This window comes from Mesorhizobium sp. P2_D1 (assembly GCF_056404455.1).
The window spans coordinates 101,997-115,457 of record NZ_JBFUDZ010000001.1; the positions used below are offsets into that span (position 1 = coordinate 101,997).

Annotated in this window: 13 protein-coding genes; 3 read left to right on the forward strand and 10 right to left on the reverse strand. The window is 63.0% G+C overall.

The genetic code is table 11. The features are described from left to right. Nucleotides 1-50: 50 nt before the first annotated feature. A complete protein-coding gene (locus tag AC1D0I_RS00540) occupies nt 51-2,723 on the reverse strand; it encodes a DNA translocase FtsK (RefSeq protein ID WP_477227825.1) in 2,673 nt (890 codons plus the stop codon). 215 nt (nt 2,724-2,938) lie between these two features. Between AC1D0I_RS00540 and AC1D0I_RS00545 the strand changes: the two genes are divergently transcribed. Next, nucleotides 2,939-3,310: a hypothetical protein gene (locus tag AC1D0I_RS00545; protein ID WP_477392365.1), complete on the forward strand. Its 372-nt coding sequence runs from the start codon at nt 2,939-2,941 to the stop codon at nt 3,308-3,310. A 329-nt stretch (nt 3,311-3,639) separates the two neighbouring features. Here the strand turns inward: AC1D0I_RS00545 and AC1D0I_RS00550 are convergent, their stop codons facing one another. The 3 genes from AC1D0I_RS00550 to tesB form a co-directional block, all read right to left on the reverse strand. Next, complete coding sequence (locus AC1D0I_RS00550; RefSeq protein WP_095084052.1) at nt 3,640-4,995, reverse strand: ammonium transporter; 1,356 nt, start codon at nt 4,993-4,995, stop codon at nt 3,640-3,642. A 31-nt stretch (nt 4,996-5,026) separates the two neighbouring features. After that, entirely contained in the window at nt 5,027-5,365 is a 339-nt protein-coding gene (locus AC1D0I_RS00555) for a P-II family nitrogen regulator (protein WP_095084051.1), read from the reverse strand. Nucleotides 5,366-5,583: 218 nt separating this feature from the next. Then, complete coding sequence (tesB, locus tag AC1D0I_RS00560) at nt 5,584-6,459, reverse strand: acyl-CoA thioesterase II (RefSeq protein WP_477227558.1); 876 nt, start codon at nt 6,457-6,459, stop codon at nt 5,584-5,586. A 99-nt stretch (nt 6,460-6,558) separates the two neighbouring features. Here tesB and AC1D0I_RS00565 point away from each other — a divergent pair, with 99 nt between their 5' ends. Further along, entirely contained in the window at nt 6,559-7,818 is a 1,260-nt protein-coding gene (locus AC1D0I_RS00565) for a ubiquinone biosynthesis hydroxylase (protein ID WP_477392366.1), read from the forward strand. 53 nt (nt 7,819-7,871) lie between these two features. Here AC1D0I_RS00565 and AC1D0I_RS00570 read toward each other — a convergent pair whose 3' ends face one another. From AC1D0I_RS00570 to AC1D0I_RS00580, 3 genes are all read right to left on the reverse strand, one after another. Continuing rightward, complete coding sequence (locus AC1D0I_RS00570) at nt 7,872-8,399, reverse strand: hypothetical protein (RefSeq protein ID WP_095084049.1); 528 nt, start codon at nt 8,397-8,399, stop codon at nt 7,872-7,874. A 135-nt stretch (nt 8,400-8,534) separates the two neighbouring features. Further along, the gene (locus AC1D0I_RS00575; protein ID WP_477392368.1) at nt 8,535-8,891 is read right to left on the reverse strand and encodes a YciI family protein; all 357 of its coding nucleotides are present in this window, start codon (nt 8,889-8,891) and stop codon (nt 8,535-8,537) included. After that, on the reverse strand, nt 8,888-9,106 hold the full coding sequence (locus AC1D0I_RS00580) for a hypothetical protein (protein ID WP_477392370.1): 219 nt from the start codon (nt 9,104-9,106) through the stop codon (nt 8,888-8,890). Before AC1D0I_RS00580 ends, AC1D0I_RS00575 begins: the two co-directional genes overlap by 4 nt. A gap of 254 nt (nt 9,107-9,360) precedes the next feature. Here AC1D0I_RS00580 and AC1D0I_RS00585 point away from each other — a divergent pair, with 254 nt between their 5' ends. Next, nucleotides 9,361-9,786, forward strand: a complete 426-nt coding sequence (locus AC1D0I_RS00585) for an OsmC family protein (RefSeq protein ID WP_477392371.1) — start codon at nt 9,361-9,363, stop codon at nt 9,784-9,786. Nucleotides 9,787-10,055: 269 nt separating this feature from the next. On the opposite strand, the gene AC1D0I_RS00590 is transcribed toward AC1D0I_RS00585, so the two are convergent. The 3 genes from AC1D0I_RS00590 to AC1D0I_RS00600 form a co-directional block, all read right to left on the reverse strand. Further along, complete coding sequence (locus tag AC1D0I_RS00590) at nt 10,056-10,700, reverse strand: YceH family protein (protein ID WP_477392373.1); 645 nt, start codon at nt 10,698-10,700, stop codon at nt 10,056-10,058. 231 nt (nt 10,701-10,931) lie between these two features. Continuing rightward, entirely contained in the window at nt 10,932-11,711 is a 780-nt protein-coding gene (locus AC1D0I_RS00595; protein ID WP_477392374.1) for a succinate dehydrogenase iron-sulfur subunit, read from the reverse strand. A gap of 97 nt (nt 11,712-11,808) precedes the next feature. Beyond that, nucleotides 11,809-13,407, reverse strand: coding sequence for a sulfatase-like hydrolase/transferase (locus tag AC1D0I_RS00600; protein ID WP_477392376.1), 1,599 nt, complete (start codon nt 13,405-13,407; stop codon nt 11,809-11,811). Nucleotides 13,408-13,461: the final 54 nt, after the last annotated feature.

The window sequence follows — 13,461 nt, forward strand, 5'->3', positions numbered from 1 at the left end:
CGCGCCTCATTCGCTTCAACGCCCTGAGCGGTTCAAGGTTGCCCACAAGGTCAGAACTTGTCCTCTTCGGTCGGCACCAGGATCTCGCGCTTGCCGGCATGGTTGGCCGGGCCGACGATCCCTTCCTTCTCCATTTTCTCGATGATCGAGGCGGCGCGGTTGTAGCCGATGCCCAGCCGGCGCTGGATGTAGCTGGTGGAAGCCTTGCCGTCGCGCAGCACCACGGAAACCGCCTGATCGTAAGGATCATCGGAATCCTCGAAATTGCTGTTGCCGCCGCCACCGCCCGAACCGCCCTTGCCCGACGGCTCGTCGTCGTCCTCGCCGTCGTCCTCGGTGATGGCGTCGAGATACTCCGGTACGCCCTGCAGCTTCAGATGCGCGACGATCTTCTCGACCTCTTCATCGGCGACGAACGGGCCATGCACGCGCTGGATACGGCCGCCGCCGGCCATGTAGAGCATGTCGCCCATCCCGAGCAGCTGCTCGGCGCCCTGCTCGCCCAGGATGGTGCGGCTGTCGATCTTCGACGTCACCTGGAAGGAGATGCGGGTCGGGAAATTGGCCTTGATGGTGCCGGTGATGACGTCAACCGAGGGACGCTGTGTCGCCATGATGACGTGGATGCCGGCGGCACGCGCCATCTGCGCCAGGCGTTGCACCGCACCTTCGATGTCCTTGCCGGCGACCATCATCAGGTCGGCCATCTCGTCGATGATGACGACGATATAGGGCATCGGCTCGAGGTCGAGATTCTCGGTCTCGTAAATCGCCTCGCCGGTCTGGCGGTCGAAACCGGTCTGCACGGTGCGCGAGATCTTTTCTCCCTTCTTGTCGGCTTGCTGCACTCGGGCGTTGAAACCATCGATGTTGCGCACGCCGACCTTCGACATCTTGCGGTAACGGTCCTCCATCTCGCGCACGGTCCATTTCAGCGCCACCACCGCCTTCTTCGGATCGGTGACCACCGGCGTGAGCAGATGCGGAATGCCGTCATAGACCGACAGTTCCAGCATTTTCGGATCGATCATGATCAGCCGGCAATCCTGCGGCGTCAGCCGATAGAGCAGCGACAGGATCATGGTGTTGATGGCGACCGACTTGCCCGAGCCGGTGGTGCCGGCGACCAGCACGTGCGGCATCTTGGCGATGTCGACGATGACCGCCTCGCCATTGATGGTCTTGCCCAGCGCCAGCGCCAGTTTGGCCTTCGTCGTTTCAAAGTCGCGGCTGGCCAGAATCTCGCGGAGATAAACGGTTTCGCGCTTGGCGTTCGGCAGTTCGATGCCGATGGCGTTGCGGCCGGGCACCACAGCGACGCGGCAGGCGATGGCGCTCATCGAGCGGGCGATGTCGTCGGACAGGCCGATGACGCGCGAGGATTTGATGCCGGGCGCCGGTTCGAGCTCATAGAGCGTGACGACGGGACCGGGGCGGACGGCGATGATCTCGCCCTTGACGCCAAAATCCTCCAGCACGCCCTCGAGCAGGCGGGCATTCTGTTCCAGCGCGTCCTTGGACAGGCTGGCATCCCGCACCACGTTCTTCGGTTCGGACAGGAAATGCAGCGACGGCATCTCGAATTTTTCTGAGCCGATCAGCGATGTCTGCGCCTCGCGCTGGACGCGGGCGCCTGGAGCCGGACGCGGCGCCGGCGCCTCGACGCGGGTGGCGGCATCGGAGCGGAACTGCTGCACCCTCGCGGTCGGCGCCGAACGGCGTTGCACGACGGGCTCATCGTCGAAATCGGCATCTTCGCCATTATCGAAGCGATCGCCGAAGACATCGTCATCATCCAGATCGACCGAAACACTGCGGTCATTGACCATGGCGGCGAAGAATTCGGGCTCAACGCGGGCGCGACCGTCCGGGCTCATCCGCGATTCGGCGAACTCGGCCGATTCGACCCGTTCGGCGGCGCGCCGCCAGCCGCTCGCGCGCGGCTCCATCTCCGGCTCGTACTCCTCCCGCTCCTGCCTGCGGCGCACGGCGCGGCGGTGCATCCAGGCGCGCAGCGACAGCCACCAGTGGGTGATGGCGCCAAGCGCCAGAATGCCTTCGTCGCCTTCATCCTCGTCATTGTCGAACAAAAGGTCGTCCTCACGCGGATCGACGGCAGGCTCGTCCTCCATCACGGCGAAGCCATTCTTGCGTCCGATCAGCGCCGAACCGTGGGCAAAGAGCCACAGCGCGGGTGCGGCCAGCAAGATGGCGATGATGCTGGCGAACAGCCCGGTCGGATAGCCGCCGATCACAATCCCGGGGATCTTAAGCACCATGTCGCCGAACACGCCGCCGAGGCCGGTGGGCAGCGGCCAGGTCTTGGGCGGCACCACGCAGCCGGCCATTGCCGCGGCGAGCAGGGCGAAGCCAAACCAGGAAAGCCCGCGCCTGGGCAACCTGTCGACGCCGCGCGCGGAAAACAGCAGAAAGCCCCAGATCACGGTCGGAACCAGCGCAGCAACCGCGGCTAGGCCGAAGAACTGCATCGCCAGGTCGGAGAACACGGCGCCGGCATAGCCCATGGCGTTGGTGACGGTGTTGTTCGTCGCGTGCGAGAAGCTCGGATCGGCGACATTCCAGGTGGCAAGGCTGGCGACGCCGAATGCGGCCAGCACGAACAGTCCGGCGCCGACCAGCCGTCCGACCTGGCGCCGCGCGAACGCCTGGATGCCGTGCCCCGTATCGGCCAGCGCGAGCGGTGCTGAAGCCCCTGAACGCATGCTCATCCCCGTCTGTCATTGCTTCGTGCGGGTGCGTGGCGCACTCCGGCAGATTCGGGTCTCAGACTATCGGCGGGAAGGTTAAGGGCGCATTAACTATAAGAGTTTGAGATGATCAAACCTCGTTACCGACGGTTGAGCCGCTTGCTGCCCGAGGAAAGCGACCTGAGAAGGGGCCGTGACGTTGCCGCAGGGCCACCAATTTGGGTAGAGGCATGCAATCTGTCATCCTTCGCGTGGCGGTTCTTGGCTGGGCAGGGCTCAGTCTTCTGCTCGCTTTTCACTGGTTTGTCGAACTCGGCATGGTGGGCTTCCCGGACGGCTACGTGACGCCCTATGCAAGAGCGACCGGCCCGCTGCTGCACACCCTCGCCACCGCCTGTCTGATGCAAGGCCTGTATTTTCTGTACAGGGGTCTTTTCGGCAAGGGATTTGGGTTGCTGGGGCTCGGCCTGCAGATTTTCATCGCGGCCGTCCTGACGGTGGCGCCTGTGATGATCGTCAGGAACTGCCCTCATTCCCAGTCATGCAGCAGGGCCTATGAGACGCTGACAAACACCATGATGGACGACGGCGCCGGCGGATAGGGCTGCCGCCGGAACGGTTTGTCGGGAGATCCTGCTTAAGTCAGCACGACGATCGTCCCCACAGGTCGGGACCAGAGCGGTCGATGCTTCCTAAAAGAACTTCGTCACGTGAACATGATTGCCGGAATTCCGTCACCGGAAGAACGGACCAAAAAAGAGGCCCGGAACGTGTCCGGGCCTCAATGCGTGACCTCCTTTCGGGAGCGTCACGACGGGATCTTTCAAGGCAATTCCAGGAAAATGTGCGGTGGTTTTCCGCTCGGAATTGCGTAGGCAGGTAAGGGGGCCGGCGGGAGGAGGGTTCCACCGGCCCCTTGGCTAAGCTGGCCTTACGGCACCACTTCGCCATGCTGGGAGATGTCGAGGCCCTCGACCTCTTCCTGGGTCGTCGGACGCAGGCCGACTAGCGCCTTGACGATGTAGAGGATCACGAAGGTGGCGATGGCCGTCCACACGATGGTGACGGCGACGCCGTAGATCTGCTTGCCGAGCGAAGCACCCGACGACAGGCTGTTGATCGCCGGATCGGCGAGCACGCCGGTGAGCAGGGCGCCGATGATGCCGCCAACGCCGTGCACGCCGAACGCATCGAGCGAGTCGTCATAGCCGAACATGTGCTTGACCTTGACCGCCGAGAGATAGCAGACGACGCCGGCAACGATGCCGACAATGAAGGCGCCGGTCGGGTTGACGAAGCCGGAAGCCGGCGTCACCGCGACCAGGCCGGCAACGGCACCCGAGATGATGCCGAGCACGGAGGGCTTCTTAGCGACGATCCATTCGGCGAACATCCAGGCCAACGCTGCTGCTGCGGTGGCAACCTGGGTGTTGAGCATGGCGGCACCGGCGAGGCCGTCGGCAGCCAGTTCCGAACCGGCGTTGAAGCCGAACCAGCCGACCCACAGCAGGGAAGCACCGATCACCGAATAGACCAGGTTGTGCGGCGCCATGTTGGTGGTGCCGTAGCCTTCGCGCTTGCCGAGGACCAGCGCGCAGACCAGACCGGCGACACCGGCGTTGATGTGGACGACCGTACCGCCGGCGAAGTCGAGCACGCCAGCCGTGCCGAGGAAGCCGCCACCCCAGACCCAATGCGCGATCGGCACGTAGACGACCAGCAGCCAGAGCGCCATGAAGATCAGCAGCGCCGAGAATTTGAAGCGTTCGGCGAAGGCGCCGGCAATCAGCGCCGGGGTGATGATGGCGAAGGTCATCTGGAACATCGAGAAGACGAATTCAGGAATGTTCGCGACGCCCGGCAGCCACAGCGAGGCTGTGGTGATGCCGTGATGGAAAAATTTCGAGGTGCCGCCGAGATAGGCATTCATGCCGCCACCGTCGGAGAAGGCCAGCGAATAGCCGAACATGAACCACAGCACCGTCACCAGGCAGGTGATGGCAAAGCTCTGCATGATGGTGGCGAGCACGTTCTTCTTGCGCACCATGCCGCCGTAAAACAGTGCCAGGCCCGGAATGGTCATCATCAGCACCAGCGCCGTCGAGGTCAGCATCCAGGCGGTGTTGCCGGTGTCGAGCACCGGGGTGGGGGCAGCAGCCGGTGCAGCCGCGGCCGCGGCGGGAGCCGCTTCCTGCGCGAAGGCGGCGACCGTGCCCAATGCTGCGAGAGCGAGCGACCCTAAAAGGGCGGCGCGTCCCGTCGTCTTCAAGGTGGAAGGAATATTCATTGAACTCTCCATTGGAATACGTGTTCGCCGCTCAGAGCGCGTCGGTGTCTGTTTCGCCGGTGCGGATGCGCACCGCCTGATCGATGCCGAAAACGAAGATCTTGCCGTCGCCGATCTGGCCGGTCTTGGCGGCCGCGGTGATAGCCTCGACGGCCTTGTCGACCACGTCGGCACTGACCGCGACTTCGATCTTGATCTTCGGCAGGAAACTGACCGCGTATTCCGCTCCGCGATAGATTTCCGTATGTCCCTTCTGACGCCCGTAGCCTTTGACCTCGGTGACGGTCAGGCCCTGGATGCCTACGGCGGTAAGCGCTTCACGCACCTCGTCGAGCTTGAACGGCTTGATGATTGCCATCACGATTTTCATAAGGTTTCACCCTTTGCTGTTGCGGTCCCCCGCGTTTGCACGACTTCACCGAACCCAAAGAGCCGGAGAGTGCCCGACAAGGATTCAAGCTCCGTGCCAATTGCCGAAGCAGGGTGTTAACCCGTTGTAAACAAAGGAATTGAGGCCGCCAAAGCGACGACGTGCCCGCAACAGCGGCACATCACTTGCTTAAAAATTAGGCAATTTTCTCAAAATGCCTACTCTGCAGGCGATCGCTTGAGCCGGATCAGCCCTTCCTGGGCAACCGAGGCGATCAGCGTGCCATCGCGGGCAAACAGCGAGCCGCGCGTAAAGCCGCGCGACCCCTGAGTCGACGGGCTGTCTTGCGTGTAGAGCATCCAGTCGTCGAGCGGATGGCTGCGATGGAACCACATGGCGTGATCGAGGCTTGCCGCCTGGATGTCGCGATCGAAAATGGCGCGGCCATGCGCGAAGGTCGATGTGTCGAGCAGCGTCATGTCGGAAAGATAGGCCAGCACCGCCGCCTGGATGGCGCGATCCGCCGGCACCGGACCGGTCGTGCGGATCCAGATGTTCTGCTTCGGCTCCAGCTTTTCACGACTGGTGTAGTGCTTCAGCATGACCGGCTTCATTTCGATCGGCCGGTCGCGTTCCCAGTAGCGCTTGATGCCTTCGGGCACCGCCTCGCCGAATTTGCCGAGCAATTCGCGCTGCGACAGCAATGTGTCTGGCGCCGGGACGTCCTGCGGCATCGGCACCTGGTGTTCGAGGCCGACCTCGTCCTGCTGGAACGAGGCTTCCAGCGAAAAGATCGCCTGGCCATGCTGGATCGCCACCACGCGGCGCGTGGTGAAGGAGCCGCCGTCGCGGATCCGGTCGACCTCGTAGACGATCGGCACCTTGGTGTCGCCGGGCCGCATGAAATAGCCGTGAAGCGAATGCACGTGGCGATCTGGGTCGACTGTCCGCTGTGCCGCCACCAGCGCCTGGGCGATGGTCTGCCCGCCGAACACGCGCTGCCAGTCGAGCAAGGGGCTGCGACCACGATACAGATTGTGTTCCAGCTTCTCGAGGTCGAGAATACCGAGAAGCTCGTCCATGGCAGCCGTCATATTTTCGCACCCTTGCCGCAGAAGTGTTATGGCGGTTTCCGACAGGACGGACAGGCAGTCAAGGGCGCAAGCCCGGTCGGCGTGGAAGGAGCGAAGAAGATGGAACGCAAGACCGACGCAAAAAACAGATCCGGGCTCGATGTTCTGGTCGCCGGTGCCGGCTATGTCGGCTTGGCCAGCGCCGTCTCGCTGAAGCAGGCGCGTCCGGGCCTTGCCGTCGCTCTGGTCGATGCCGCACCCGCCGGCGCCTGGCAAAGGGATGGCCGCGCATCGGCCATTGCCGCCGCCGCCTGCCGCATGCTCGACCAGCTCGGCGTGTGGGCCGAGATCGCGCCGCAGGCCCAGGCGATCACCGAGATGATCATCACCGATTCGCGCACCTCCGATCCGGTGCGCCCGGTCTTCCTGACCTTCGACGGCGAGGTCGCACCGGGCGAACCCTTTGCCCATATGGTCGCCAACCGGGTACTGAACGGCGCCTTGCGGGCCAGCGCCGAGAAACTCGGCATCGACATCATCGAAGGCGTCGCCGTGCAGGGTTTTGACACCAACGGCGCCGGCATCACCGTGCATCTTGCCGACGGTGCGACGCTGAAGGCCCGGCTGCTGGTTGCCGCCGACGGCGTCAACTCGAAGCTGCGCGACATGGCCGGCATCAAGACGGTGAAGTGGGAATATGGCCAGTCCGGCATCGTCTGCACGGTGGCGCATGAACGCCCGCACAATGGCCGCGCGGAAGAACATTTCCTGCCGGCCGGCCCGTTTGCCACGCTGCCGCTCAAGCCCGGCGAGGACGGCACCAACCGTTCGTCGATCGTCTGGGTCGAGCGCACGCATGATGCCGAGAAGCTGGTTGCCGGTGACGATCTCGTCTTCGAGCACGAACTCGAACAGCGTTTCAGCCTGAAGCTTGGCGAGATCCGCGTCGCGGACAAGCCGCGCGCCTGGCCGCTCGGCCTGACCATCGCGCGCGCCTTCGTCGCGCCGCGCATAGCGCTGGCCGGCGACGCCGCCCACGGCATCCACCCGATCGCCGGCCAGGGCCTCAATCTCGGCTTCAAGGATGTCGCCGCTCTGGCCGAAGTGATCGTCGAGGCCGACCGCCTCGGCCAGGACATCGGCGCGCTCGACGTGCTCGAACGCTACCAGCAGTGGCGGCGCTTCGACACCGTGCAGATGGGCATCACCACAGACGTGCTGAACCGGCTGTTTTCCAACGACATCGGCCCGCTGCGCGCCGTCCGTGACATCGGGCTCGGCCTGGTCGAGCGCATGCCGCGACTGAAGGAGTTTTTTATCCGCCAGGCATCGGGATTGTCCGCCGGGACGCCGCGCCTGCTGAAGGGCGAGGCGATCTGACACCGACATGCCAGGGTGTGTTGAGATTCAGGTCAGGTGGCCTCAGCCGAACATCAGTTGACCTCGAAGCCCAGCTTCTGCCGCAGCCGCAATATCCTCTGGTCGGCGATCTCAAGGCGTTTCTCGCCACCTTGCGCGGCGCGGTTGACCATCTGCAGCAGATCGTTTCGCTCGGCCACATCGAGCCGTTCGCGCAGGAACGGCGCCAGCTTGTCGATGACGATCGTCGTGTCGTCGATCTGTGACGCGGCCCATTTGGCGTAAATCACCGCCTCGTCCGTCTTCTTCTTGTCGGCGATCTCCGAAATCACCGCGCGAATGACCGCCTCGCGCTGCGGCAGCACAGGCCCATCCTCGGAAACGATGGCGGTAATCAACGTCGCGGCCGCCACCACCGGATCGTCGATCGCCGTCAGCGGCGACAGGGCCGCCTGCTTGCGCAGCTTCTTGCGGCGCACGGAGCCCTGGACCCGACCGATGACATCGGCAACGTCACGCGCTGCCTCGTTCATCGCCTTCATCCGGTACCACCAGAACGCCGCTGCGCCCAACACGCCAAGGATCGCAATCAGGAAAGGCATGAAGAATCCCCCAAAATCCCGGTGACGATAGGAGAACTCTTGCCTTGCTTCAACGCGCAAAGTTGCGAGCGAATCCGAGACGTTCGCTCGACCGAACGCCCTGGCTTCGAAGTAACCGCAACGCATGGCACGGATCTATGATCCCGGTATGTCGTAGATGGCGCGGACCTCGATCGTGCCGAGTTCGGCCAGCGGGATGCCGGCGGCAATGTCCAGCGCCTCGTCGAGATCCTTTGCCTCGACCATGACGAAGCCGAGCAACTGCTCCTTGGTCTCGGTGAAGGGCCCGTCGGTGACCAGCCGCTTGCCCTGGCGTCGCCGCACCGTCTTGGCGGTCTTCACCGATTGCAGCGCCTCGGCGACGATCAGCATGCCTTTGTCCTCAAGCGATCGGTCATAGGCCAGCGAATCGGCGTTGAGCTTGGCCGACCCTGCCGGGGTCAGCGCGTGAAGATCCTTTTCCTCACCATAGACCAGGCAAACATATTTCATTTCGAGCTCCCTTGCTGTGTCGAGGCGACGAGCGTGTCGGCCCGGCCCTTGCCCGCCGCAGCGTGGTCGAGAATGCACACCGCAACCCCGATGATGGCAACCGCCGCCAGAAACCGGCCGAACGCCGGCGCGGGCTGGTGCATCCAGTCGGCCTCCTGTCCACCGCCTCCGCGGCCTGCTTTTTTCTTCCAATGCACACAAAACAGCATATCCATGTGATCCTCCATCCGGCCATCAACTTGGGTGGCCGCCCGCAGGACGGGCGAGGTGGATCAAAGTCGACATTTCTGCACGCGCTTTTTTTCAAAAAGAATCGAAGCGACTGCGGTCGACACCCGTGCAGTGGTCCAAAGAGCGCAGTGGTCTTCGCGTCTGCGCGCGCTATAGTTGACCGGACGCCGGCCCCAACCCCGATCACAAGCCCGGCAACCCGCCACGACAACCCACCACGACAACCAAGGAGGAATTCATGGACCGCACCGCAAACGCCGTCTGGAAAGGCAATCTGAAAGAGGGCAACGGCACGCTCGATGCGCAGAGCGGGGCCCTGAAGGGCACGCCCTATTCGTTCAAGGCGCGCTTCGAGGACGAGAGTGGCAAATCCGGCACCAATCCGGAAGAGCTGATCGCCGCGGCGCATGCCGGCTGCTACGCCATGCAGTTCTCGCACTTCCTGGCTGAAAACGGCACGCCCGCCACCGAGCTCGACGCCAAGGCGGTGGTGACACTGGTTCCCGGTACCGGCATCACCGGTAGCGCGCTTACGGTGGTCGGCAAGGTGCCGGGCATCGATGCGGCCAAGTTCAAGGAACTGGCCGAAAAGGCCAAGGCCGAATGCCCGGTTTCCAAGGCACTCGGCGCCATAAAAGTGTCGCTCGACGCCAGGCTTGGGTGAGAGCTCGGGTTCGATACAGAAACGCCGGCTCAAGGGCCGGCGTTTTGCATTTTGTAGAAGCATCTTTCGCAACGCCGGCGCCGGGTCACCCCCCCTCTGCCCTACCGGGCATCTCCCCCCATGGGGGGAGATTGGCAGCTTTGCCGTCCTGCCTCATTCAGCGTCGGAGATTGGCGAAAGTCGAGGTGACGTCCAAATCTCCCCCCAAGAGGGGGAGATGTCCGGCAGGACAGAGGGGGGCGCTGTCCCGCCAGCGTCTCGAATGATTGTTAGCGGCCTTCGCCGGTCAGCGCCTCGATGAGGGTGCGCAGCCTCGCAACTTCTTCCTCGAGGGTACTGACGCGCTCTTCGAGGCCGGAGACCGATGAGGCGACCGACGGCGCCTGGTGCATGGCGACGGGCGCGATCTGCACCGCGCCGCTCAGCAGGTGCATAAAACGCTCCTCGCGCTGGCCGGGGCCACGCTCGATCAGAACCACCAGCGGCGGCCGGCGGCCGATCAGCAGGTCGAGGTCGGTGCGGAGCGCCTCGATCGACGAAAACCGCGCCATGCGCTCGGTTCGCGCCAGCAATTCGTGCGCCGTCTGCGCGCCGCGCAACAGCATCAGGCCGATCAGCGCGATCTGCGCCGAGGTGAGCGAAAAGCGCTGCGCCACCTGATGCTCGTAGCGCTCGACGCGCGAGGCGAAGACCTGCCGGACCAGGCCCTTCTGCTCCAACTGGCTCAGCGCCCGCCTGACCTCGACAAGTTCGACCGCCATCACCGGCTCGCGCGCCGTCTTCTGGTTGGCCGCGGCATGCGCGCCGTTGAGCGTCAGCGGATAGACATCCGGCGTCAGCTCCTTCTTCTCGATCAGGCAGCCGAGCACGCGCGCCTCGACAGGGGAGAGAATGGGAAGGTCGGTATCTGTCATGGCGTCGCTATCCTTCTGAGGTCGGCGGGACAGCACCCCCCTCTGTCCTGCCGGACATCTCCCCCGCAAGGGGGAGATCGGCAGCTTTAGCGCGGTCAGACCATTCTCGCAAAGTTGGAAATTAGCGAAAGCCGGGATGACGGCCAATCTCCCCCCTTGCGGGGGAGATGTCCGGGAGGACAGAGGGGGGTGGGAAGGATCGCAACGGCTGAGGAGATTTCCCCACTAAAACTACACCCTTCTCTCCACCATCATCTTTTTGATTTCGGCGATCGCCTTGGCCGGGTTGAGGCCCTTGGGGCAGGTCTGCGCGCAGTTCATGATGGTGTGGCAGCGATAGAGCCGGAACGGGTCTTCGAGATTGTCGAGCCGCTCGCCCTTGGCCTCGTCGCGGGAATCGATCAGCCAGCGATAGGCCTGCAGCAGCGTTGCCGGCCCGAGATAGCGGTCGCCGTTCCACCAGTAGCTCGGGCAGGAGGTCGAGCAGCAGGCGCACAGAATGCACTCATAGAGGCCATCCAGCTTCTCACGCTCCTCGTGGCTCTGCAGCCATTCCTTGGCCGGCTCCGGCGATACCGTCTTCAGCCACGGCTGGATCGAGGCGTGCTGGGCATAGAAATTGGTGAGGTCGGGCACCAGGTCCTTGACCACTTGCATATGCGGCAGTGGGTAGACCTTGACGGCGCCGGAAATGTCGTCGCAGCCCTTCGTGCAGGCGAGCGTGTTGGAGCCGTCGATGTTCATGGCGCAGGAGCCGCAGATGCCCTCGCGGCAGGAGCGGCGCAAGGTCAGCGTCGGGTCGATCTTGTTCTTGATCCATAGCAGCGCGTCGAGCACCATCGGCCCGCAATCGTCCATGTCGACGAAATAGCTGTCGATGCGCGGGTTCTGGTCATCGTCCGGCGACCAGCGGTAGATGCGGTATTCCCTGAGATTGGTCGCGCCTTCCGGCTTCGGCCAGGTCTTGCCCTGCTGGACCTTCGAGTTCTTGGGGAGCGTAAGTTCGACCATTGGCGTGCCTCTGAACGTGACCTTTTAATCGGCTTCTGGGTGCCAAATCAAGGCGCTATCTGGCATCGAACACTTGCCGCCGGTGTGCACCCTGGCATTAATGCGGCTCAGCCTCGGACGCCGCGGCCGTCCGTGCCGGTTTCAGCTGCCAGAATGATCTGACGAGCACGTCCTCGGCATGGATCGCGTCATCGAACTGGCCCTGTCCAAGTGCCTGGACCAGCGTCGGTCGATCCCCAAGCAGCGAAACGCCAAGGGCAGCCTGGTCATTTGGGAGCGGCACGCCTAGCGCCTCCAGAATGGAGGGAAATACGTCAATCGTGCCCGAAAGCCCGGTATACGCCTTGGAGGGAATGCCATCGCCCGACAGGGAGAAAAAATTGCGCCGTTCAAACGTGTTCAGGCGATCCGTCACCGTGCTTGGCGCGCTGAGGTGGTCACTTTGCAACGCCAGAACGGTGTTCCTCATCAGACCTTCGGCCTCGGCTTTGTGGATGAAGTCTGCGACCAGCATGTTGGTGCATTTCACGGCATGGAGAATATTGGGGGCTTGTGGGGAAAGTCCTGTCTTGCCGATACATTTGTCAGTCAGGTAGCCATCCGGCGCATGCCCACCACTGACGGCGATCGTCAGCGAGACCGGTTTGCCGTCTCGGTTCGCGCGCCGCAAAACGTCGAAGCTCATGTCCAGAACCTGGGCGTCATCGGCGCCAAAAGAGCTGCCACGCCCACCGACGGCGGCCACCACTTCGGATCCCCCAAACAGCGATGAATAGCCATGGGTGGAATAGAATTCTCCCTGACCGGTGAAGCCGAGCGGCCAACCGGAAATGAAGTTCTGCTGATAGCCTCGCGCCTTCAGAACATCGCCCAGGCAGGTCAGGCCTGGCAGGAATTGCGAATTCTCCTCCATGTACTGGCGCGTTGTGAAATACGCTATTAGCAGCGGCGTTCCACAGTTGGCGGCGACCATCCCGGAGATGGAGTTGTTGGTGTAGGCAACTTGCACCATGTTGGTCGCCGAAACGCCACGCCTGTCGAATTCGCGCAGCGGGCCCATGACGTCGCCGAACTCCGCCTCGTTCATGTAGGTGCGCTCGGCACTCTCGATGAAAATATGAATGAGGTTCCTTGGCGCGACGGTCTCCGACGCTGTTCCGGCCGGTTTTGTCAAAGAGGTGATATCGACGAACCGCTTGGACAGGAAATCATGCAGCGGGTTGAGATGGATCGCAGCCGCGATCGGGCGCGTCAGCATCGGGTTTGCCGCCAGGAAGAACGCCATCAAAGCAACGTCCAATCTTCGTGTCAGCGTGCCGCGCGCCTTCAGTGCGCCAAGGCCGAAAAGAACGACCAAAATGACCAGTATCGTGCTTCCCGTATTCACCAGACATTCGAGAACGACACCGGGCGTGAGAACTCCGGCGTCGACATGCATGAACATCGCGCCCCAATCGAAATAGCCGAAAACACTTTCGACGTAGACATAGAAAAGGAAGAGAAAACAAGGAATAAGCGACAAGTAGGCGCTGAACCACCTGCTTGTTGGCTGATCCGTCCTGACCCCTTGGAGGCGATCCAGCAAGAGAAGCGAGCACAGAGCGCCCAGGCCAAGGACCGCCAGCAGCCTTTTCTCCTGAAGATAAACCAGCGACACGAGCCAGGTGAGCGACCCCACTGTCGCGACGCTGACCAATGATCCAATTGGCCAGCAACGAATAGCATGAAATCCGCGCATACTTCGCACTCG

Bases quoted from the DNA above. Each gene is read 5' to 3' on its own strand.
- AC1D0I_RS00580 (WP_477392370.1), bottom strand. From the start codon at position 9,106: ATGGATATGCTGTTTTGTGTGCATTGGAAGAAAAAAGCAGGCCGCGGA.
- AC1D0I_RS00585 (WP_477392371.1), top strand. From the start codon at position 9,361: ATGGACCGCACCGCAAACGCCGTCTGGAAAGGCAATCTGAAAGAGGGC.
- AC1D0I_RS00595 (WP_477392374.1), bottom strand. From the start codon at position 11,711: ATGGTCGAACTTACGCTCCCCAAGAACTCGAAGGTCCAGCAGGGCAAG.
- AC1D0I_RS00565 (WP_477392366.1), top strand. From the start codon at position 6,559: ATGGAACGCAAGACCGACGCAAAAAACAGATCCGGGCTCGATGTTCTG.
- tesB (WP_477227558.1), bottom strand. From the start codon at position 6,459: ATGACGGCTGCCATGGACGAGCTTCTCGGTATTCTCGACCTCGAGAAG.
- AC1D0I_RS00570 (WP_095084049.1), bottom strand. From the start codon at position 8,399: ATGCCTTTCCTGATTGCGATCCTTGGCGTGTTGGGCGCAGCGGCGTTC.
- AC1D0I_RS00555 (WP_095084051.1), bottom strand. From the start codon at position 5,365: ATGAAAATCGTGATGGCAATCATCAAGCCGTTCAAGCTCGACGAGGTG.
- AC1D0I_RS00550 (WP_095084052.1), bottom strand. From the start codon at position 4,995: ATGAATATTCCTTCCACCTTGAAGACGACGGGACGCGCCGCCCTTTTA.
- AC1D0I_RS00575 (WP_477392368.1), bottom strand. From the start codon at position 8,891: ATGAAATATGTTTGCCTGGTCTATGGTGAGGAAAAGGATCTTCACGCG.
- AC1D0I_RS00540 (WP_477227825.1), bottom strand. From the start codon at position 2,723: ATGCGTTCAGGGGCTTCAGCACCGCTCGCGCTGGCCGATACGGGGCAC.
- AC1D0I_RS00545 (WP_477392365.1), top strand. From the start codon at position 2,939: ATGCAATCTGTCATCCTTCGCGTGGCGGTTCTTGGCTGGGCAGGGCTC.
- AC1D0I_RS00590 (WP_477392373.1), bottom strand. From the start codon at position 10,700: ATGACAGATACCGACCTTCCCATTCTCTCCCCTGTCGAGGCGCGCGTG.